Raw genomic sequence first — 21,118 nt, 5'->3', positions numbered from 1 at the left:
CGCGCAAACGGTTGTGAGTTGTTCCAGATCAGCGCAGGTGTCCCGGACCATCGTTTTTCAACGGATGTTCAGCGCGTTCGGAATTGGAGTTTTTGACGGATCGGGAGGAGTCGAAGACGGGACTCTGCTCCTTACCCTCAGCCTGGCCAAGAGGCCCGGTCGGACCCTGTGAATGCGCACTTGAAGAATGGAACGCGATCTTTGGAGAGATTTGAAAGAAAGTCTTTCCTCCGCCCGTTCCCGTACGATTTCTCGAGTAATACGACATATAAGGAGGTCATTGACCATGACCTGGACTATAAAAAAGAAAATGTTCGGCATGGGGTTGGGGGTTCTGGTTGCGCTCGCAATGCTTGCCGGCGTGAATTTCATGAGTTATCGCGCTGTTGAAGTTGCCATGGACAAAGGGACCTCACGTATTAAACAGATGGAAATGGCCTTGGACATGAAATCCGAGCAACTCGGGTTGCTCCTCGCTGCGATGGAATCGATCATAGATAAAGACAGCGGGAAGGTTTCCGAGGAACGAATGGCCGTTGTAAATAAGACCTCATCTCAGTTGAGCGACGATATAGAACAATTCACCCAGGGGTTGCGCATCGAAGAGGAGCGGGCATCCTTTGCACAATTGGCTCGGAAGTTGGAACGTCTGGATACGATCGTCAAAAAGGATCTCGTCCAACTCATTGAAGAGAGCGCCGGGAAGTTCGGTGAGATCAATCAGGAGTTTAAGAGAATTCAATCCGTCGTCGAGGATTACAGCGGCCGGGTGGAGAATTCGATTGGCACCTTAGATGCGGCTCTTCAGTTCAAGATCAACATGGCTGGATCCGAAGCGGAGTCCAACAAATTCAAGGAAGCGAACGAGCTTCTGGGTTACATACGGAGAGCGGTAAACAACTTGGTCATTGCCGCGCTCGAGTCGGTCATCGAGAAAGAATCGGGTACGATACCGGAAAAGCGAATGAAAAAGATCGAGAGGGACGCCGGCTACCTCGAAAAGAACGCCCCGAAACTTGAGAAGTATGCCGAATCCGATGACGAAAAACAGATGGTAAAGACCTTGAGGAGCGACACCGAGGGTCTGACTCGTATGATCAAAGAGGATCTTGGCTCCGTGATCGCCAAGGGGGCTTCAGAAACCTCGCAGATCAAAGAAGCCTTCCAGAGCATGGAGAATGAGTTAAATCAGAGCGCCTCCGAAGTCGGTTCGATGCTGGATCGTATAGCGGATACGAGCAAGACCGAGTCTGAAGAGGCCGTTCAGTCTCTCACCGGCACCCAGAGATCGACTTTCGCCAAAGGCATGACCGTATTTCTTATAGCCGTGCTGGTGATTATTCCTTCGATCTTTCTAATATCAAAAGGAATAACCAAGGTTTTGAGGAATATCTCGAGTGAGATGGCCGAAGGTGCGAACCAGGTCACATCCGCGTCCGGGCAGGTGTCATCCGCCAGTCAGACGCTGGCCAGCGGATCGTCGGAGCAGGCCGCCTCCATCGAGGAGACGTCCTCGTCCTTGGAGGAGATGGCTTCCATGACCAAACAAAACGCGGAGCACGCAGGCAAGGCCGACGCACTCATGAAAGACACGAACAGGGTCGTGGGAGAGGCCAACGAATCCATGCGAGCGCTTACGGACTCGATGAACGCCATCTCCGAGGCCAGCTCGGAAACCCAGAAAATCGTCAAGACCATCGACGAAATTGCGTTTCAAACGAATCTCTTGGCCTTGAATGCAGCGGTCGAGGCGGCCCGTGCCGGTGAAGCGGGGTCCGGATTTGCCGTGGTGGCCGGCGAAGTTCGGAATTTGGCCATGCGAGCGGCGGAGGCGGCGAAAAATACGGCTCAACTGATTGAAAAAACGGTTAAAAAAGTGAATGATGGTTCCATTTTCGTGCAAAAGGCGAACGAAGCTTTCACCAGGGTGATCGACAGCTCTTCCAAGGTGGGCGAAATCCTGACCGAAATCGCGGCGGCTTCCACTGAACAGGCTCAAGGGATCGAGCAGATCAACAAAGCCGTGGCTGAAATGGATCGAGTGGTTCAACAAAACGTTGCCAGTGCGGAAGAGTCTGCATCCGCTTCCGAGGAGCTGAACCGCCAGGCTAAATCGATGAAGGAATTCGTGGATGATCTCATGGCCCTCGTGGGCGGCGCCGGCAGGGAAGAGAAGGAGGTAGACGCCTAGTCAAGGGTCCCGAAGTCTCAGGTGTTGTATTCGCCCATCCCGCCTCCGGCCAATAAGAAGCGCGATGGGCGAATACGTTTGCGCTGGGCTTTCATAAACGGATTCCATGTGGTACATAGAATACGGTTACCCCGTGTTCGAAATGTTTCGAGCCGAGAGACCGCACTTGATTCAATAACGGAGGTACCCTTCCATGACCAAATCGCTTGTTTCCATCGTCCGCTACGAGAAACCGTTGGAGTCCGTCCGCAAAACCGTCGATCTGTGCAACGGCCTGGATCACCTTCCCCGGAAAGCCAAGGTATTCATCAAGCCCAACATCGTCATGTGGACCCGCAAATCGGTGTTCCCCAAATGGGGCGTGATCACGACGTCGCGGGTCATTGAGGATATGGTGGTTCTCCTCAAGGAGCGTGGCGTTGACGACATTGCCATCGGCGAAGGCATGGTGTTGTTCGATCTCAAAGACAAGATCACCCCAAAACATGCCTTCGAAACTCTTGGCTATCTGGATCTTCAAAAGCGGTACGGGGTGAGGTGCATAGACATCCATGACCGGCCGTTTCGAAAAGTGGACCTTGGGGCGGGCGTGGTCCTGAACTTCAACACCGACATTCTGGACAGCGATTTTGTGGTCAACATCCCGGTCCTCAAGACCCATCATCTTTCCGTGGTCAGCCTAGGGATCAAAAACATTAAAGGCATGATCGATATCCCGTCCAGAAAAAAGTGCCACAGCGCGGACCCGGTAAAGGATCTGAACTACATGATTGCCCGGCTGGGGAACAAGCTGCCGCCTTCGTTCACCATTCTTGACGGGATTTACACGGCTGAACGTGGACCGAGCGTTAACGGGAAGATCCGGAGGAGCGACCTTCTGGTGGGGTCGGCGGATCTGCTTTCCGCGGACAAGGTCGGCGCGAGACTGCTCGGGTTCGAACCCTCCCAGGTTCCGCATCTGGTCCATGCGGCCCAGGATCGGGCGAGGCCCTCGGATATGTCCGACGTCGAGATCGTGGGACTGAACATAGAAGACGAGGCGTCTTCGTACGATTACGATTTCCCCTATAACGAGGCTAAAACCCTACCCGGCGCCATGGTAAAGATGGGCATCCAGGGTTTGGACTTTCGTAAGTACGATCTCTCGATTTGCACCTATTGCGCAGGTCTGTACCCGCTGATCATGGCTTCCGTCATGCAGGCGTGGAACGGGGAACCTTGGGATGATGTGGAAATCCTCACCGGGAAGATCATGAAGCCCACACCCGGTAAGAAGAAGTCCATACTCATAGGCAAGTGCATGTACCAGGCGAACAAGGAAAACCCGGATATTCAGAACATGATCGCCGTCAAAGGGTGCCCGCCTCAGCCGAAAGCACTGGTGAAAGCGTTGCAGGACGCCGGCATCAAGGTGGACCCGGTCTTCCTCGAGAAGTGGGAGGAGAACATGGGCTTCCTGATGAGAAAGTACGAGGGAAAGCCCGAGTTCGACGAATCGTTTTTCAGGATTCCTACATAGGGTATTGCACACCTCAGGCATTCCGGCTGCCCGTGCGGCGCTGCAAGCCGCTTCGGTGGCCGGATGCACATTGGACAGGCTGTGATTTACGGCTATGGCTCAATAAGTGCGACCGATCCTCTCCTTTTGTGTTTTTACCCTTTCCCTCCAAGAATCTTCATTCTCGAGATACAGGCCGGCCAGCCGATTAAACTCCCGGGCCTGCTCAACGGAGCCTTTCATAAGCCAAGCCTCTGCCAGGAAATAATAACTTTGGCCATTCTGTGGGTCGAGGTTTACGGCCTGCTCCAGGATCCGGATGGCCTGGTCCGGCCGGCCGGACTCGAGGTATAGACTTGCCTGTTCGGAGAGCCTCAGGGACGCCAGGACGCGGGGGGTCGGTTCAATGAATTCTTCAGCTTTTTCCGCTTCCGCCGGGGGAGGACTTTGATCGGATTCCAATGTCGGCGGGAAAGGAGGGGATTCGTCCACGGGTCGGGCCGCGCATCCGGACAGTATAAGAACTAGCAAGAAAAGGAAGCAAAAGATAAAACTGTCGTTTTTGCAACAGCTATTCCGCATGGTCAAAAAGCCTCCTCAAGAAATCGTGGGTACCGTGTTGTTGGCATGATTCTGTCGGTACATGATCTTCAAGAAAATATTCTTGATACGTATTTGGACATCGTCCTGGAATGGCCGGTTGGCCGCTTTCCGTACATATCGCTTTTTTCACGACACCGGGCGGCATTCGGAACCAGCTCCCGGACAGGTGTTGCGGGATATTCTTCATGAGATCGGCCCAGACTGTGAGGGCGGCTGAGGCCCCCGTGCCATGAATCGGAGCTCCGTCATCGAATCCGACCCAGACCAGGGTAAGGAGATCAGGGGTATACCCGATAAACCAGGCATCCCGTGAGTTATTGGTGGTGCCGGTCTTTCCGGCAATAGGTTCAGTCAGGCCTAGTTCGCGCAAAGATTGCGCCGTTCCTTCGTCCACCACGCTTCTCAGCAGAGAACTCATGATAAATGCATGGGCCGGGGATATGACCTGTTTTACATTCATGTGTCTGCGCTCGAGAATTCCGCCCTTTTCATCCACTACTTCCTTTAAGGAAAGGGGGTGGGGCAGCATCCCGTCCGCCGCAAAGGCGCAATAGGCTCGGGCGAGATCCAGAGGAATGACCTCCAGGGCGCCCAGAGCAATGGAAAGAAGAGGCCTTAAGGGCGTCGAGAATCCGAAACCCGAGGTGCTTCGAATGATTTCTTCCATGCCGACCTTCGCGGCCAAATCAATGGTTGCCAGATTGATGGACTTTGCCAGGGCGGTCCTCAGGCGAACGTTTTCATCTCCCATGGGCGTAAAATTTCGGGGTTGCCAAATCTTCCCATTCAGCTCGTAGGTTCTCCGGACGTTGGAAAGTTGCGAGGTGGGGTTAAAGCCTTGATCCAACCCGGCAAGAAAAATAAAAGGCTTGAAGGCGCTCCCCGGTTGACGTTCGGCCTGGGTGACGCGATTGAACTGGCTGGCGCCGTAATCGCGACCGCCGACCATTGCAAGGATATATCCGGTTTTGGGTTGGATAACCAGAATGGCCCCTTGGAGTTTCCTCCCCGGTTCCTTTCGGCGTAACGCCGGATTCGATTTCTCGAGACGCTCCAAACCTCCTGAAAGAGCCCTCTCGGCCGCCGTCTGCACCTGGGTATCGAGGGTAGTGAAGATGGAAAGGCCCAACCGGGAGAGGTCCTCGGCTGAGTAGAGCGCCTCCATCTGTCCGGAAAGATAGTCAATAAAGTAGGGCGCCTTTTCTATGTGGGTTTGGAATCCAACGGGTTCAATGGGCTCTTCCACGGCCTTTTGGAAATCGTCGTTCGAGAGCCAGCCATGGCTCGCCATGGTATTTAGGACCTGGTTTCTGCGGGCCCTGCATCGCTCCTTGTCCACATAGGGCGAATAATGATTTGGGGCCCGGACGATGCCGGCGATCAGAGCCGCTTCATCCGGACGGAGCTCTTCGACCGGTTTCCCGAAATAAAAATAGGAAGCCTCGCCCAGTCCATTGACAGCCACCGATCCCTTCTGACCGAAATAAATCTCGTTAAGATAAATCTCCAGAATCGCATCTTTTTCGAACATGAGCTCCAATACGATCGCCAGCAGCATTTCCTTGAATTTCCTGGAAAAGGTCTTTTCCGATGTCAAGAAATAATTCTTTGCGAGTTGCTGAGTGATCGTGGATCCGCCCTGACGCATCTCTCCGTGTCTAAGGTTGACGTAGATGGCCCTGAGAATACCCCAGGGGTCAAAGCCGTGATGATGATAATAGCGGGTATCCTCAGCGGCCAGAAATGCACGCACAACGTGTTCCGGAATCTGCGTAATGGAAATGAGGCGCCTCTGCTCCCGTTCAGGGCCAAAGAAGCGCATGAGTTCCTCCGGCTCCAGTTCCAGAATGAACATGGGTTCGCCGCTCGAAAGGTGAGAAATGGCCTTGATGGCGCCTTCCAGTATGGTGATGTTGACGGGAAATCCTTCTCTCTCCAGAAATGGCAGTCGTACGTCTTTTAGAAAGAGGTCGATGGATCCGTCCTGCACATGCATGTGGCCTTTTTGGCGGGGCCGAAGAGGGACCTGTCGATATCCAAGATGTTCCAGCTTCTCAAGAAAGAGGGATACATTCACCCTTTGGCCGGGATAGAGGAGGGTGGAATCCGAATAAACCGTGGAGGGAATGCGCCACAGCCTTCCGGAAAAACGCTTGTCGATATCTTTTGAAATCGAATAGCCATAAATGACGAGGGCGGACAGGGCAAGCAGCAGGAGCGGAACGAACCCTCTTATAAAGATGCTGAACAGGATGGATCTTTTCCTATCGTGTCGCATCAGGTCTTCCTTATCCGCCCCGTCAACAACTTAATGGGTCCACGTTCGTCCTATGTCGAGGACACCACGTCATGCGTCCTCTCGGGCAGGATAATCGTATGAAGTACACGACCGGCGGCATGGATGGATATGAGTTTGAAAGCCTCCCTGCCGAAGCCACAAGGGGCTCGGCAAAGTGGTTGCAGACAATGGCGGCGGATGGGCAGAGCCGATTCCGGGGATGTTGCAAGCGGGTGATATGTATGGTAGGCGCGACGAGGCTTGAACTCGTGACCTCTACCGTGTCAGGGTAGCGCTCTCCCACTGAGCTACGCGCCTATTAATAGTCTGCCCGGAGTAACAACATTCGACTTTCTTGTCAAGCAAAAACACGGACTCGGTCCAACCGTTCTCGGCGCCGGCGCGCTCTAGTAAACCCGCAGTTTCTGACCGGGACGAATGACGTTCTTAGATAGACCGTTCCACTTCCTCAGGGAATCTACGGAAACTCCGAATCGATCGGCGATCATGGTGAGGTTTTCGCCCTCTCTCACAACGTGTACCTGGTATTTCTCCTCCCGGGCCTCTTTCTTGTATTCCCGGTAAAACTTCGCGAAATCTTTGCCGGAGCCTTTGGGGATCCGTATTTCATGTGTACCCTGAGGGAAATAGTATCCCTTGATTTCAGGATTCAGATCCTTAATGGCCTTGAAGTAGGTTCCACAGGCCTGCGCAACAGTACGGATGTGGACGGATTCATCAAAGTTCACCTGAACCTTCTCCCACTCCACGGGCTCGTACTGGGCGCGGGGGTCCAGAAGGCAGTATCCGTATTTTTCCGGATCGCTGAGGATCAGCTTTGCGGCCAGAATTCGAAAAATGTAGCGTTCGGTTTCCGGGGGCAGATCCAGACGCCAGTAGTTCTTTTCGCCCTGTTCGTTGATCTCCTTTTCAATTCGCTGCTCTCCGCAGTTGTAAGCCGCCATGGCCAGAGGCCAGGAATCGAACTGTTCGTGCAAATCCGAAAGATAGGAAAGGGCGGCCTGCGTGGCGCGCTCGAAGTCCAATCGGTCTTCAAACAAAACATTGCTGCGTAATCCGTAGCGTTCCGCCGTTGGTTTGATAAACTGCCAGCAGCCCAGAGCGCCTTTATAGGACCGTATTTGCGGAATCAGGGCGCTCTCGGCCACGGCTAGGTATTTGATATCATCCGGCAGAGAACGGGCGCGAAGTTCTTTTTCGATCAAAGGGAAAAACCTGGAGCTCCGACGGAGCCAGAGAAACACCTGGGCGTGGTCGTAAACGGCCACCAGAAATTCCCGATCCAGCCGCTCCCATACATCCGGGTTGGATAATGGTACGGGTTCACCGCACAGGTCCAGCTTTTCGGGAAGCTGATACACGGGGCAGTATCGGAGCGCTTCCGGAACCTCTCCATAGGACGTGGATGCGGGCAGGACCAAGCAAATCAGGAAAAAAAGCGTTCCAAGGGCGCGGTCCGTCGCGCACCGCCTCACGGATATGCGATGCTTCGGTCCCAAAAAGAAATTATCGAAAAGGGATTTCCATAAAGCAAAAAAAAAAGCCGATTTCGAAAGCGGCCGTTTCGGGAGCGTCGGAACCGTGTACGGCGTTGCGTTCCACGTTGGTTCCATGGTCTTTTCGAATGGTGCCATCAGCAGCCTCCGCGGGATTCGTAGCCCCCATTAATGCCCTGTTCCGGGCGATGGCGTTGGGTCCTTCCAGGATCATAACCACAATAGGCCCCTCGGACATAAAGCCGGTGAGGCTATGATAAAAAGGTCTCGCTTTATGTACGACATAAAACCCTTCGGCCTGTTTCTTGGACAGATGAACCATTTTCATAGAAGCAATTTTCAAGCCATCTGCTTCGAAACGGCGAATGATATCACCGATTACATTCTTGGATACCGCGTCCGGCTTGATGATGGACAGCGTTCGTTCCATAATTGTTCCTCCAGTCGATAAACAGGATAATCCGTCTCTGCCGGGCGCCAGTGCGCGGACTGCGGACATAGACTGATGAAGAACATACGTGAAACCGGTTCGGATTTCAAGCAGGTGGCTGGAAGGTTTTTCAGGCAAGGCGGGGGCATGCACGAAGCCTGAGTGGTCCGGCGGGAGGCGGCTGGACCACTCAGGTCAGGCTTGGCACGGGCGAAGCCGTGAAAGCTGTAACGGCAGTTCCGATCTCGTGAACGGCAGACCCTTCTGACGAACTCGAAGGGCGACTTCTCTCGCAGGAGCCGCTCGGGTCTCGAATGCTCCAGGGCATGTTTCCAAATGCAGTGTTTATTTCAAGTGAACGGGTTGCAGTTAAAATGAATCAGAGTGACGAACGATTTTGCAAACTGCCCGGGTGATACAGGTGCGCATACGGCAGTTACATGGCTGGGACGTAGAACTCCCGGAAGCATTGGAGCTCCAGCGGCGGCTGAGCCGACGCGTTATGATCCGGCCTTTCGAAAAGACGCCCCGTCTGGTAGCCGGAGTGGAAGCGGCCTACGAAATTCGGGGCGACCGTCTCTGGGCCGCGGCCGTTGTGTTCGATTTGAAGGAAGATCGGATTATTGAAGAGTTGACCGTGCGAGATTGCGTCAAGACGGCCTATCGTCCGGGGTTGCTGGCTTTCAGGGAGGGTCCGGCTCTCCTGGAAGTGTGCCGACGTATCCGCAGCGATCCGGAGGTGCTGATTTTCGACGGTCACGGCCTGCTGCATCCGCGGCGGCTTGGTATGGCGAGCCATATGGGTCTGTTTCTGGAAAAGCCTACGGTCGGATGCGCCAAATCGGCTCTATATCGGGAAGTGGAAGCGCCGGGGAAGGAGTTCGGAGAACGAACCGCCATCATGGAAAACGGAGCCGTTTTAGGGTACGCCCTGCGCACTCGTTCCGGTGTCAAGCCTGTCTACGTATCGCCGGGTCACCTGATGGACGCCGATTCCGCGGTCCGGGTGATCCTGCAGTGCGTGAGAGGCATGCGTCTTCCCGAGCCGCTTCGGCGCGCCCATCACAGGGCGGGAGCCCAGCGCGGAGCGGACACGGCGGACGCCCCCTGCGCCCCGGGCTCGAACGATTCTTCCCGTCGCACCGGAAACTGAACCCGCAGCCCGGCCCCTCTGTCTCGCCGGACATTCCCACCGGCCGGCTTATCGGGCTCGCGGCGCAAACCTACGCGTTAATCCGCTTGATTGCCCTGAAACAACGTTCCCATCGCAAACGCTTCGAGCGGGAAATTCGAAGGTCCGGGGGGACAATTCATCCGTCGGTTGTTTCTTGGAGCCGCGCGTGCCGAGAGCGCGATTCTTTCAGAAGTTGTTCCTTCAACTCCTGAAATTCCGCTTCACTGACAATACCCCGTTTCAACAAGTCATGGAGCTTTTCCAGCTCGTCGGCCACACGGAGAGGCTTAGCGTCGAGCTGCCCGGCAGCGCTCGTGTTGCCGCCGGATTTCATGGGCAGGGCCTGGATGGGGGACCGTGCACGCGCTTGGATAAGAGGATGCTCGTGTTCGACGCGGCCTTCGTAATCTAAACGAATCAGACCGTGCATGAAGGAAACATTCACGTTGTGACCTTCGCGCGCCGCAGCTCGAATGATCTCCATCAAGTCTCCCTTTTCACGATCATAACGGCCGGCGATCTGCCGCCTACGCCGAATGACGAAAACGATAGCCAGGAGCAATAAGCATCCAAAACCTGCCATGATCCATGCTCTGTAGGCGAACATGGTGCGAATGAAAAGAACGACCATGACCACTACAAGGGGAATACTGATCAAACCCAGTAAAATGAGGTAAAATATTCCGAGACTGCCCAACCACGAGGAAAAACCTACTTGGTTCCGAGTTTTTTGGGAAAAGGATTCGTTTTCCTTTGATCGGGCCATAAGGTACTCAATCAAGACCGAAATCTACAGAGATTCCGTGATGTAGGTGATTTTTTCTTTGAGTCTTCGGATGGTCCGCAGTGCTTCGGGACCGGATACGCTCCCCAACGGATCGAACTCGCCGGTCTTCTCGATGCCTGCGTCCATGATTTCCCAGTGGGCGGCCAAGTTGACCGCGTTATAAAGTGAACCGTTCTTGGGTACGTCGGGAAATCGGGGCGGACGATCGATAAAGCGGGTGCTAAGAATCGGTTTTTTGGTAACCTGGACAAGAATGCTTTGAATAACGAGCGCCAGATCCGCTCGGGTGACCGCTTCTTCGGGCCGAAACGTATGGTCCGGATACAGGCTGATGCCTTCCAGTCGCAGACTTACGACAAAATCGATGTCCTGCGCGTCCAGCCGATCCGTAATGTCCTCGATGGTTTCTTCGGTTTGGACGTCTCGATAATGCATCGGGACATCGAGGAGTTCCTGTATATTCAGTTCGTGTATCAGTAGCGATGCCAAATCCGCTCTGTCCAGGGGGTCCTTGAGCGCGGCCTTTCTCCCGGCCAGGGTTTCGGGTGCGGCAGCCAGGATGTTGCGAACCACGCCAGCCTCTTTTTCCGCCAGGGCCACAAAAAAACCGGTCCGTTTCGAAGCTTCCAGAAACAGCGTTTCAGCGTCTCTGAAATTGTAGGACGCCTTGTAGGCTTCCCCCATGAGGAAATAGGGGTCGCCGCTTTCCGGCATGAGCGTCAGTGCCTCGTTGAACGCTTTCAATGCGTTGTCGAGCCAGTCCTTGCCTTGCTGGTAGGTATGCAAATAGAGGTATCCGCATTGAACGAATCCCCGATCGAAGTCCTCTGTTGCCAGGGCCGACGCCTGGGAAAGGCTGAGTCTCGCCCTCAGGAAATGGAGATTCTTTGCCTCGAGCATACCCAAGGCGGTAAACGCCTCCGGATTGTTGGGGGTTAAACGCGCAGAGGCGGCGAACTCGCGTTCGGCCTCTTTCATTTTACCCCAGACGAAAAAGGTCATACCGTTGTGGAAATGCTGTTCCGGGGAATCCTTGATTTGGATAAAAATCGTGCTCCCGCAGCCGCTCAGTGCAAAGGCGCCGAAAATGAAAAGGATGAACACCCACTTGAATGGGACATGTCTGCAAAATCGAGTTGAAACCGCCTCTTTCATAGGATCTTATTGTATCAGCGCATGAGGTTCGTGTCAAAACGGCGATGGGCCATGAACGCATTGACTACCGGAAATGGTTGTAGCCCTTGGATGTAATGTCCTCTTCTTGGTCCCTGCGGACGAGTCGTACGCCCTGCCCTGAAATCATTTCCCCCACTTCCGTGACAACGAGGCCCAACTCGGCTTTCGCTCCGGCCTGGAGGCTTCGACCCATCTCGGGAGAAGCGGTGAACAGGAGCTCGAAGTCTTCTCCGCCGAACAGCGACCAGGTGAGAGGATCCACCGTCCTTTCCTGAGCCAGCATTCGGCAAGCCCTCGAAATCGGGATGCTCTCAGCATGGACGCGGGCGCCGAGGCCGCTTTCCCTGCAGATATGGCCTAAATCGGACGCAATACCATCACTCAGATCGATGCAGGCATGAACGTATCCGCTTTGTGATAGAAGGCGACCCATGCCAATCCGCGGTTCGGGCGTGCGATGCCTGGCTAACAAGTAGTCGCGATCCCGGGGTCCCAGGGTGGTTCGTGGGTTCTTGATCAATTCCAGGCCGGCAGCGGAATCTCCGAGAAAGCCGGACACATAGATTCGATCTCCGACTTTGGCGCCGCCGCGGTACAGCACCCGTTCGCGTTCGATCATTCCCAGGAGGCACACATTGATGACCATGCGATCGGAGGAAACCGTGTCTCCGCCGAGCAGAAGGCTGTCGTACCTCAGACTGCATTCCCGGAAACCATCCATAAATGATTCCGCAAATGCGACCTCCATACCGGGCGGCGCTCCAAAAGAGAGGAATGAAAAGGTGCGGGTGGATCCCATTGCGGCAATGTCGCTCAGATTTACAGCGATGGAGCGAACTCCCAAATCGTATGGAGAGAAATCCTTCGTGGAGAAGTGGATGTTTTCGACGAGCATGTCCGTTGTCACGAGCAGCAACCGATCGCCGCCCGGATCCAATACGGCGCAATCGTCACCTATGCCTTTGATTACATCGGCGGTTTCGGGGGGCCAACCGTTTTTGAACAGGTCGATGAGCCCAAACTCGCCCAGCTCTTTCAAAAACACGTATACTCACCTCGGCGGAGCAAATACGTTTCAGATTCGTTCGATCCGTGCCTATTACGCCATCAATCCGTAGTACAGGTTGACCCCATGGGCCGTCAAGGACCGCTTTTCGTGTATCCGCAAACTTACCAATTTCTGATGTGATTTCAAGCCATGCTGAAACGGCTCTATCCGGGGGCAGGGAAAATCAGCTCCCAAAAACAAACTTGACAAAACTCGGGCCGGATGTATGATGGTAAAAATTTATCTGACAGAGGCTTCTTATGAAACGACCATACCAACCAAGTAATATAAGACGTAAACGCACGCACGGCTTTCTTGTAAGGATGAGTACCAGAGGGGGTAGGAACGTCCTTAGACGGAGGAGGGCAAAGGGCAGAAAACTACTGGCCGTTTAACCTTGACGGATTGTTTCCCAACCTTCCCCGATACCTGCAGTAGTGATAGACACTGCCCGAGGGTGAGGTGTCGATGCGAAATGGTACGTGAGGTACCGCGCGAAAGTGGCGTAGGTGTTGTGCTGCAAAGCGCGGTTTTGTTGTGCCCACGAGGGCCGTCCTGAGGTGAATAGGTACGGATTCAGCAAGCCGGAGAGGCTGTTACGGCAATCGGACTATCACAGGGTGTTCAAAAAAGGACGAAGGGTCCAGACAAAGCATTTTACCATTGTTTTTTGCCCAAACGACTTGAACATCACTCGACTCGGATTGGTTGCCGGTAAGCGTATCGGCAACGCAGTAACACGAAATCGCGTCAAACGACTGGTTAGAGAATTTTTCCGGCTGAATAAATCAAGTTTTCCTGAGTCCACTGACGTGATTCTGGTCGCCAAGCCTAGTGCTTCCTTGCTGGATTTCTGGGGAGTGCAGAAGGACATATCCGGGCATTTGGTTTGAATGTCGACTGTTGATGATTAAGTATACGTTGATTGTTCTGATCCAGCTTTATCGCTGGGTTATTTCCCCTATTTTCCCTCCATCTTGCCGGTTCACTCCTACGTGCTCCGAGTATGCATTGGAAGCAGTGCGGAAGTATGGCGCCGTGCGAGGGGCATTCCGGGCTGTCCGGCGCGTGCTCAGGTGCCACCCGTTTCATCCCGGTGGTTACGATCCCGTCGACCTCGAGAAATAAGCGTTCGTTCAGGAGTTCATTGAATGGAAAAGAATACTCTAATAGCCATAGTGTTGTCTATGGCGGTCCTTTTGGCGTGGTCGTTTCTTTTCGAACCGGAAAAAGCGGAGACCCCAAAACAGGTCGTCGAACAGGGGGAACAGCCATCGGCCACTCCTCCTCCATCTTCTGCGCCGCAGGCGCAGGCTCCCGTTGCGGAAAGCGGATCCGTAACCCCGCCTGCTACCGTGTCCGGTCGTGTTCCCCGCATAATCGAGGTGGACCATCCTCTGTACGTGGCGAAGTTCACTGAACAACGGGCCACGATTGAGAGCTTCAAGCTCAGGCTGTTCACGGAGACAGTGGACACGAATTCTCCAATGCTGGAACTGTGCAAGTCGAAAGACCCGGTTATCACTCTGGGTTTTCTTAATAAGACGGTGCCCGACATCTCTTTTGCTCTCTTTGCGGCGGACCAATCGAATGTGGACCTTACATCAAAAGGCGGTCCTCAAACTTTGACGTTTAACTGGACCTCAGCCAATGGAGTGCAAATTATCAAGCGTTACACGTTTCATCCGGATTCTTACCTCATCGACATGGATGTGACGCTTCGAAATCTTTCCGGGGGGCTGTTGGACGAGAATATGGAGGTCCAGCTCAATGGTGCGCCTTTTGAGGCGGTCCCCGGTTATTACAACAATCCGGGGATTCTCACGTTGATCAATAACGAGGTCGATGCCGAAGAGGTTAGTTCCATAGAGAAGCAGGAAATTCTTTCCGGCGAGATTCATTGGGTCTCCTATCACGATAATTATTTCATGATGGCTGTGGTCCCTGATGGCGCCGTGCGGGGTAGCGTTCGTATGAATCCTGCCGAAGGGAACCAGATCCGCGTGGATCTGGTCACCCCTCCCGTCAAATTACCCAACAACATGGAGACCCTATATGGTTACCATCTGTATTTCGGCCCTCGTCAACTGGAAACACTCAAAGCCCTGAATCTTGGTTTGGAGCGGGCCGTCGATTACGGTTTTTTTGACATCATCGCGAAACCGATCCTGTTTTTACTTAAGTGGCTCCACAAGGGTCTCAAGAATTATGGACTGGCCATTATCATTGTCACCATTTTCATTAAGATTCTATTCTGGCCATTGACTCAGAAGAGTTACAATTCGATGAAAGGTATGAAGGCGCTTCAGCCCCACATCAACAAATTGCGGGAGGAGTACAAGGACGATAAACAACGGCTGAATAGCGAGATGATGGCTTTATACAAGTCAAATAAGGTAAATCCCATGGGGGGATGTCTTCCTATGCTGATTCAGATCCCGGTGTTCTTTGCTCTATACCGGATACTAGGCCAATCTATTGAAATGAGACACGCACCGTTTATGCTCTGGATCAACGATCTCTCCGCACCGGATCGGTTGCCCGTAGGATTCCATATTCCTTACACCGGAGGGCTTCCGATACTAACGCTTCTCATGGGGCTGTCCATGTTTATCCAGCAAAAAATGACGCCAACGCCAGGCGATCCGACACAGGCCAAGATGATGATGCTGCTTCCGGTCTTTTTTACATTTCTGTTCATCAATTTCCCATCCGGCCTGGTCCTCTACTGGTTGGTCAACAACATCTTATCCATAGGCCAACAATATTACGTCAATAGGAAGGCCTAACCTCATGCGGAGGAAAGTATGGTGGAAGCATTAGAATTCGAGGGAAAGAACACAGAGGAGGCCATTTACAAAGCATGCAAACATTTTGATACGACACCCGAAAAACTGGACATCCAGATTCTCTCGACCGGGTCTACTGGCATTTTCGGCCTTGTAGGAGGCAGGAAGGCCAAGATCAGAGCCTTCTTTAAGGAGCAGCCTCCGGAGGAACCCCTCGTTGACCTTACTGACCTCGAACAGGAGATTCGAGGGGAACAGTTGACCGAGCTTCCGGAGCCTGAAGTGGCTGAAGCGGCCGCGCCCGAGGAGGTTAAGGAGGAGGTTAAGCAGGAGGTTAGGAGGGAGGCTCCCCCTGCCGTCGAACCGTTGGTAACGGCTGAAGTCGAAGCCACCGAGGAGCCTCGGGAAGAGAAAGCGGCCGAGGAAGAAGAGTTGGATCTGGAGACCGAAGACGAACTCGAAGAAGAGCCTCGACCTGCCGCTTCCCTGGAGGATGTTCAGCAGGCGCTGGAAATCGCCAAAGAACACCTTGCCAAGATGATCGAGCTGTCGGGTATGAACGCCAAGGTCGAAGGTGAAGTATCGGAAAACCGTGTTGTCATCAATGTGGTAGGAGAATCGTCCGGACTGCTGATCGGCAAGAAAGGCAAGACCCTCGACGCCATACAGTACATTTTGAGCAAAATGGTCAGCAAGAAGTTGGGCAAAAGAGCCTATGTCGTAGTGGATTCAGAGGACTATAGGGGACGGAGGAAGAAGTCTCTCGCCGAGATGGCCATCCGTTTAGGAGAAAAAGCGAAGAAAGTGGGGAAACCCATCACCATAAGCCCGATGAATGCGCACGATCGCAGAGTCGTTCATCTCGCCCTCCAGAGTGACAAGCAGCTGAAAACCAGGAGTAAAGGCGAGGGACTGCTCAAGCGCATCGTCATACTACCGCAGCGTATCTCCAGAGGGAGAGGTCAGAAGCGGTCGTGATCAAATCGCGGCTGACGTAAAAGGGCATGTCGGACAGCGATAGCATTGCCGCTGTGGCCACTCCTCCGGGAGAGGGCGCGATCGGCATTGTTCGGGTGAGCGGGGACCGCTGTGGATATTTGACGGCGCGGTTGTTTCGAAGATCGGGCCGGGATCAGACCATTGAATCTCATCGCCTGCACTACGGCTACATTGTGGACCCCGACACGGGCGAGCGGATCGACGAGGTGCTGTTGGCGTTGATGCGTGCGCCTAGAACGTACACTCGTGAAGATGTCCTGGAAATCCAGTGCCACAGCGGAAGAGCTGTTTTGGAGCGCATTCTCGGGTTGGTGCTCGACAACGGAGTGCGTCCCGCCGAACCTGGAGAATTCACAAAACGGGCTTTTCTGAACGGTCGATTGGACTTGGCTCGCGCCGAGGCCGTTATAGACGTTGTGAAAGCCCAGACACGGGAAGCGCTGGCCGTGTCCTCGAGCCAGTTGCAGGGAGCGCTTTCCGAGAAACTCGAGATTCTTCGTACTCATCTGGCCCACTTGAAAGCTCGAGTGGAAGTGGCCATCGATTTTCCGGAAGACGATGTGGAAATCCTGGCTCCGGAAGAGGCGATTCCCATTCTCGAGGAAACGGTGCTCCCGGAACTGGTCCGGTTGATGGAATCTTTTGAATCCGGACGCCTGCTCAGGGACGGAATCAAGGTTGTTATTGTGGGGCGTCCCAATGTGGGCAAGTCCAGCCTCCTGAACGCTCTGCTCCAGCAGAACCGGGCCATCGTTACACCCTATCCGGGCACCACCCGTGATTCCGTCGAGGAAGTGATCAACCTGAGCGGCGTTCCAATGCGTATCATCGATACGGCTGGGCTAAGAGATACGGATGATGAAATCGAGCGAATGAGTCTCGAAACCACGAAGGATCGCATTCAACGGGCGGATTTGGCGCTTTTCGTTGTGGACTATTCAGAGAACCTGACGCCCGAAGATCAATCCGTATTTCGGCAGATCCAAGCGAAGCCTCTAATTGTAGTAGCCAACAAGCAGGATTTATGGAACGGTGCATCTCTGGATCCCTTGAAGCGCGTGTTTGAGGATCATCGGATTGTGCCGGTTTCAGCGTTGGAAAGTACGGGCCTGGACGAACTCAAGAAGAGTATGGTGGAGGAGTTCGTCCGTCCCGGACTCGAGCCCGGATCACAAATCATGTTGACGCGATTCCGGCACAAGGAGGCCCTTGAACGATGCTCGGAACACGTGGCTGAGGCGGTTGCCAATCTTAAGCAGGGCGGAGGTCTGGATATGCTGGCCGCCGATATCGGATGGGCGCTGAAAGCACTCGATGTGCTCACAGGAGAGACCACCCCCGAAGAGGTGTTAGATCGGATTTTCAGCCAGTTCTGCATCGGAAAATAGGATCGGTCGCCCCATGGTAAAGGCGAGGCATCCGGATACTCCGGGGAGCGGCTCCCGGCGCCGATCGGGAGGCAACCCCGGCCCCATGAAGTTTCCAAAACAGCGGTTCTTTGTATCCGCCCTGTCCATAGCTACAGCCACTTTCCTGTTACTGGCCATCCTGTCCATTTCCACCATTCGAAACCTCAATAGGGAACGAGACCTGGTCGAACAGCTCCTCCAGACCCAGGGAAAAGTGGTCATAGAGGGACTTCAGGCCGGAACACGCGCTCATATGATGGGGATGGGGTGGAGTGGGATCCGGACTCAGAGCCTTATAGAAGAGGTGGCGAAAGAGTCCCATTTGACATTCATAGCCCTGGTGGACCGAGAGGGCGTCATCCGCTTTCACAGCGATGAGAAACTTGTAGGGAAGCCATTTCCCCACTGGGATCGGGTTGCATCCCAATTCGAGGCTCAGAACGCGACCGCGTATTATCCGGATGAGAACACCCTGGCGGTCTATAAACGGTTCTCCCCTTTGAAGTCCGGCTTCCCGGGTTCCGGCCGGGGCATGGGCATGATGGGGTTCCAGGCGGAGTCGCCGCCCATGATGATCCTGGTAGGCCTGGACCTTACTTCTTACAACCAGGCGCGCCGAGAGGACATTTGGCATGCGCTCTTCATGGGGGTTGTGCTCTTCCTGGTAGGTTGCGGGGCGTTTCTGGTGATCTTCTTCATTCAGAACACGTATCTCATTCACCGCGCCTTCGAGCAGGTGCAGGCCTTTCACGCCCTGATACTACGATCCATGCCGAACAGTCTGATCGCTCTCGATGGAGCGGATCGGGTGGTCACGATCAATCCCTCGACCGAAACACTGTTCGGGTACGATCTTCGGGCGTTTCATAACTCCGGACTCGAGTTGATCTTTCATGAGCGCGCCGAACATCTCCTTGAGGAGTTGAAAGAAAAGGGTCGGATCCTGGGGGATGAGGAATCGGCTGCAAACCGCGATGGAGGGATGGTGCCGGTTTCGGTCTTCGGATCCCTCGTTACCGGTCCCGACGACTCACCTATGGGGACCGTGCTGCTGATTCAAGATCTGAGAGAGATTAAAGAGCTGAGGGAAAGGACCGCTCGAAGCGAGCGGCTGGCCGCTGTTGGCAGCCTTGCGGCCGGCGTGGCGCACGAAATACGAAATCCGTTAAGCTCCATACGTGGTTTCGCGCAGCTCTTCATGAAGAAGTTTTCTCCGGAAGCCCGCGAATACGAGTATGCTCGTGTCATGGTGACTGAAGTGGAACGCCTCAATAGGGTCATTTCCGCGCTGTTGGACTTTGCGCGCCCAAAAAAGCCCGTTATCCGGTCCGTGGATGTCAAAGAACTGCTCGATCATGCGCTGCAGGTGGTGCGCGATGATTTGGGACGAAAGCAGATCAAGGTCGAGAACCGATGTGAGAACGGAACGATCGTTCGCGCGGACCCGGACCAACTGATCCAGGTGCTGTTGAACCTGTACCTCAACGCGGTGGACGCCATGGATACCGGCGGTCTTCTGCGTGTGGAAGCTGAGGCGAACGACGATACGGTAGAGATCCGGATCGCGGACAATGGACAAGGCATGGATCCGGAAACCCTGAAACAGATCTTCAATCCGTTCTTCACCACCAAGGACCGGGGTATGGGTCTGGGGCTGGCAGTGGCCCATCGCATCATGGAAGATCACGGAGGTTCTCTTTCGGCCTGGAGCAGTCCGGGTAGGGGCTCCACCTTTTTCATACGGTTGCCTGTGTCGCGGGAGTAACACCATGGCCGAACCGAAAGATAAGACCGTTCTGGTGGTGGATGATGAACCCTCACACCGGGTTATGATCCGCGCTCACCTCGAGGACGAGGGGTATGAAGTGATCGAGGCCGAGAACGGCAGTGCCGCACTGGCGGCCGTGGCCGAGGCGTCGCCGGATCTGATGGTGCTCGATATACGCATGCCCGGCATATCGGGGATCGATGTGTTAAGAGAGATAAGGAAACAGCACCATGTGTTACCGGTGATCATGATGACGGCCTTCGGGACCATCGAATCCGCGGTGGACGCTTTGAAGGCGGGAGCACTGGACTATCTGCAAAAGCCTCTGGACATGGAAGAGCTGCTCATCAAAGTGGACCGGGCGCTGTTTTTTCGAAATCTCGAGATTGAAAACGCCCAGCAGAAGGAGCGGCTGAACCAACGTTTCGATTTCTCTAACATCATCGGCGAGAGCATGGCCATGAGGGAGGTTTTCGAGACCATGGCCCTGGTGGCGCCTTCCGACGCCACTGTCCTCATTCTCGGCGAAAGCGGAACCGGCAAGGAATTGGTTGCCAATGCCATACATCAAAACAGCCCCCGGAACAGTCGTCCCTTCATCAAGGTCAACTGCGCGGCATTGCCCGAGACGCTGCTCGAGAGCGAATTGTTCGGTCACGAAAAGGGCGCTTTTACCGGGGCGGTATCACGAAAGAAGGGGCGATTCGAGCTGGCCGACGGCGGATCCATGTTTCTGGATGAAATCGGAGAGATGACGCCTACAACTCAGGTGAAGCTGCTCAGGGTTTTGCAGGAGAGGGAATTCGAGCCTTTGGGAAGTGCGCGCAAAATCTCGGTGGACGTCAGGATCATGGCCGCCACCAACAAGGATCTGGAAAAGGAAGTTCAGGAGGGCGGTTTCAGAAACGATCTGTACTACCGGCTCAACGTGGTCCCGATCCATCTTCCTCCGCTTCGTGCTCGGCCGGAGGACATTCAGCTTTTGGTCGACTTCTTCCTGGGAGTGTACACTCGAAAGAACAACAGAACGATCAAGGGCATAGAAGCGGAAGCCGCCGAGATGCTTCAGCGCTACGGCTGGCCGGGAAACATCCGGGAACTCGAGAATACCATCGAGCGGTCGGTAATCATGTGCCGTTCGGATTGGATTACAAAAGAGTGCCTTCCTCGAAGCATTTCTCGAAAGACGGACGAGGACGGCATTATCCGTCGGGTCGGGGTGAGCCTGAAAGAAGCCGAAAAAGAACTCATCGAGAAGACGCTGAGATTCACGGGAGAAAACCGGACGCGATCCGCCGAAATCCTGGGGATTACCCGCAAAACGCTTCAGAATAAGATCAAGGAATACGACATAACCTAGAAGCAGGCGGAAAAGCCGGCATGTAAGGTTCTGCGACGCATCATGTAAGAGCACAAATAGACCGGGTGGGTCCTTGGATTTATTTGAACGG

18 protein-coding genes and 1 tRNA gene are annotated in these 21,118 nt (G+C 54.2%); 11 read left to right on the top strand and 8 right to left on the bottom strand.

Features of this window, described 5'->3' with window-relative positions; translation table 11 throughout:
• Positions 1–427 precede the first annotated feature (427 nt).
• Both HY788_23555 and HY788_23550 read left to right on the top strand, forming a co-directional pair.
• Positions 428–2,191 (top strand): chemotaxis protein, encoded by a 1,764-nt coding sequence (locus HY788_23555; protein ID MBI4777119.1) that lies wholly within the window; start codon positions 428–430, stop codon positions 2,189–2,191.
• Positions 2,192–2,384: 193 nt separating this feature from the next.
• Positions 2,385–3,710, top strand: coding sequence for a DUF362 domain-containing protein (locus HY788_23550; GenBank protein ID MBI4777118.1), 1,326 nt, complete (start codon positions 2,385–2,387; stop codon positions 3,708–3,710).
• A 99-nt stretch (positions 3,711–3,809) separates the two neighbouring features.
• Here HY788_23550 and HY788_23545 read toward each other — a convergent pair whose 3' ends face one another.
• The 5 genes from HY788_23545 to ndk form a co-directional block, all read right to left on the bottom strand.
• Positions 3,810–4,271, bottom strand: a complete 462-nt coding sequence (locus tag HY788_23545) for a tetratricopeptide repeat protein (protein ID MBI4777117.1) — start codon at positions 4,269–4,271, stop codon at positions 3,810–3,812.
• Positions 4,261–6,570 (bottom strand): PBP1A family penicillin-binding protein, encoded by a 2,310-nt coding sequence (locus tag HY788_23540; GenBank protein ID MBI4777116.1) that lies wholly within the window; start codon positions 6,568–6,570, stop codon positions 4,261–4,263. Before HY788_23540 ends, HY788_23545 begins: the two co-directional genes overlap by 11 nt.
• A 243-nt stretch (positions 6,571–6,813) precedes the next feature.
• Positions 6,814–6,888: transfer RNA gene (locus HY788_23535), tRNA-Val, on the bottom strand.
• Between the two features lie 89 nt (positions 6,889–6,977).
• Complete coding sequence (locus HY788_23530) at positions 6,978–8,090, bottom strand: transglycosylase SLT domain-containing protein (protein MBI4777115.1); 1,113 nt, start codon at positions 8,088–8,090, stop codon at positions 6,978–6,980.
• A 7-nt stretch (positions 8,091–8,097) separates the two neighbouring features.
• On the bottom strand, positions 8,098–8,517 hold the full coding sequence (ndk, locus tag HY788_23525) for a nucleoside-diphosphate kinase (protein ID MBI4777114.1): 420 nt from the start codon (positions 8,515–8,517) through the stop codon (positions 8,098–8,100).
• Positions 8,518–8,914: 397 nt separating this feature from the next.
• On the opposite strand from ndk, the gene HY788_23520 reads away from it, so the two are divergent.
• Positions 8,915–9,670 carry an endonuclease V gene (locus HY788_23520; protein ID MBI4777113.1) on the top strand — a complete coding sequence of 252 codons (756 nt, stop codon included), beginning with the start codon at positions 8,915–8,917 and terminating at the stop codon, positions 9,668–9,670.
• Positions 9,671–9,827: 157 nt separating this feature from the next.
• On the opposite strand, the gene HY788_23515 is transcribed toward HY788_23520, so the two are convergent.
• From HY788_23515 to thiL, 3 genes are all read right to left on the bottom strand, one after another.
• Positions 9,828–10,457, bottom strand: coding sequence for an SHOCT domain-containing protein (locus HY788_23515; GenBank protein ID MBI4777112.1), 630 nt, complete (start codon positions 10,455–10,457; stop codon positions 9,828–9,830).
• A gap of 24 nt (positions 10,458–10,481) precedes the next feature.
• A complete protein-coding gene (locus HY788_23510) occupies positions 10,482–11,633 on the bottom strand; it encodes an S-layer homology domain-containing protein (protein ID MBI4777111.1) in 1,152 nt (383 codons plus the stop codon).
• A gap of 64 nt (positions 11,634–11,697) precedes the next feature.
• Entirely contained in the window at positions 11,698–12,699 is a 1,002-nt protein-coding gene (gene thiL / locus HY788_23505; protein MBI4777110.1) for a thiamine-phosphate kinase, read from the bottom strand.
• Between the two features lie 263 nt (positions 12,700–12,962).
• Between thiL and rpmH the strand changes: the two genes are divergently transcribed.
• The 8 genes from rpmH (at position 12,963) to HY788_23465 (ending at position 21,027) form a co-directional block, all read left to right on the top strand.
• A complete protein-coding gene (gene rpmH / locus HY788_23500; protein ID MBI4777109.1) occupies positions 12,963–13,097 on the top strand; it encodes a 50S ribosomal protein L34 in 135 nt (44 codons plus the stop codon).
• A 165-nt stretch (positions 13,098–13,262) separates the two neighbouring features.
• Positions 13,263–13,595, top strand: coding sequence for a ribonuclease P protein component (gene rnpA / locus HY788_23495; protein ID MBI4777108.1), 333 nt, complete (start codon positions 13,263–13,265; stop codon positions 13,593–13,595).
• A gap of 16 nt (positions 13,596–13,611) precedes the next feature.
• Positions 13,612–13,830 (top strand): membrane protein insertion efficiency factor YidD, encoded by a 219-nt coding sequence (gene yidD, locus HY788_23490; protein MBI4777107.1) that lies wholly within the window; start codon positions 13,612–13,614, stop codon positions 13,828–13,830.
• Positions 13,831–13,853: 23 nt separating this feature from the next.
• Positions 13,854–15,491, top strand: a complete 1,638-nt coding sequence (gene yidC, locus HY788_23485) for a membrane protein insertase YidC (GenBank protein MBI4777106.1) — start codon at positions 13,854–13,856, stop codon at positions 15,489–15,491.
• Between the two features lie 18 nt (positions 15,492–15,509).
• Positions 15,510–16,469, top strand: a complete 960-nt coding sequence (locus tag HY788_23480) for a Jag N-terminal domain-containing protein (protein MBI4777105.1) — start codon at positions 15,510–15,512, stop codon at positions 16,467–16,469.
• A gap of 26 nt (positions 16,470–16,495) precedes the next feature.
• A complete protein-coding gene (mnmE, locus tag HY788_23475; protein MBI4777104.1) occupies positions 16,496–17,878 on the top strand; it encodes a tRNA uridine-5-carboxymethylaminomethyl(34) synthesis GTPase MnmE in 1,383 nt (460 codons plus the stop codon).
• An 85-nt stretch (positions 17,879–17,963) separates the two neighbouring features.
• Positions 17,964–19,664, top strand: coding sequence for a PAS domain S-box protein (locus HY788_23470; GenBank protein MBI4777103.1), 1,701 nt, complete (start codon positions 17,964–17,966; stop codon positions 19,662–19,664).
• A 4-nt stretch (positions 19,665–19,668) separates the two neighbouring features.
• On the top strand, positions 19,669–21,027 hold the full coding sequence (locus tag HY788_23465; GenBank protein MBI4777102.1) for a sigma-54-dependent Fis family transcriptional regulator: 1,359 nt from the start codon (positions 19,669–19,671) through the stop codon (positions 21,025–21,027).
• Positions 21,028–21,118 lie beyond the last annotated feature (91 nt).

It is taken from the genome of Deltaproteobacteria bacterium (assembly GCA_016208165.1).
In the GTDB taxonomy this organism is placed as follows: domain Bacteria; phylum Desulfobacterota; class Desulfarculia; order JACQYL01; family JACQYL01; genus JACQYL01.
Note: the sequence above shows the minus strand (reverse complement) of the source record. Positions and strands in the feature narration are given on the sequence as shown.

Bases quoted from the DNA above. Each gene is read 5' to 3' on its own strand.
- HY788_23515 (MBI4777112.1), bottom strand. From the start codon at position 10,457: ATGGCCCGATCAAAGGAAAACGAATCCTTTTCCCAAAAAACTCGGAAC.
- HY788_23465 (MBI4777102.1), top strand. From the start codon at position 19,669: ATGGCCGAACCGAAAGATAAGACCGTTCTGGTGGTGGATGATGAACCC.
- yidC (MBI4777106.1), top strand. From the start codon at position 13,854: ATGGAAAAGAATACTCTAATAGCCATAGTGTTGTCTATGGCGGTCCTT.
- HY788_23555 (MBI4777119.1), top strand. From the start codon at position 428: ATGGAAATGGCCTTGGACATGAAATCCGAGCAACTCGGGTTGCTCCTC.
- HY788_23545 (MBI4777117.1), bottom strand. From the start codon at position 4,271: ATGCGGAATAGCTGTTGCAAAAACGACAGTTTTATCTTTTGCTTCCTT.
- HY788_23540 (MBI4777116.1), bottom strand. From the start codon at position 6,570: ATGCGACACGATAGGAAAAGATCCATCCTGTTCAGCATCTTTATAAGA.
- mnmE (MBI4777104.1), top strand. From the start codon at position 16,496: ATGTCGGACAGCGATAGCATTGCCGCTGTGGCCACTCCTCCGGGAGAG.
- HY788_23470 (MBI4777103.1), top strand. From the start codon at position 17,964: ATGAAGTTTCCAAAACAGCGGTTCTTTGTATCCGCCCTGTCCATAGCT.
- HY788_23480 (MBI4777105.1), top strand. From the start codon at position 15,510: ATGGTGGAAGCATTAGAATTCGAGGGAAAGAACACAGAGGAGGCCATT.
- ndk (MBI4777114.1), bottom strand. From the start codon at position 8,517: ATGGAACGAACGCTGTCCATCATCAAGCCGGACGCGGTATCCAAGAAT.
- HY788_23550 (MBI4777118.1), top strand. From the start codon at position 2,385: ATGACCAAATCGCTTGTTTCCATCGTCCGCTACGAGAAACCGTTGGAG.
- HY788_23510 (MBI4777111.1), bottom strand. From the start codon at position 11,633: ATGAAAGAGGCGGTTTCAACTCGATTTTGCAGACATGTCCCATTCAAG.
- rpmH (MBI4777109.1), top strand. From the start codon at position 12,963: ATGAAACGACCATACCAACCAAGTAATATAAGACGTAAACGCACGCAC.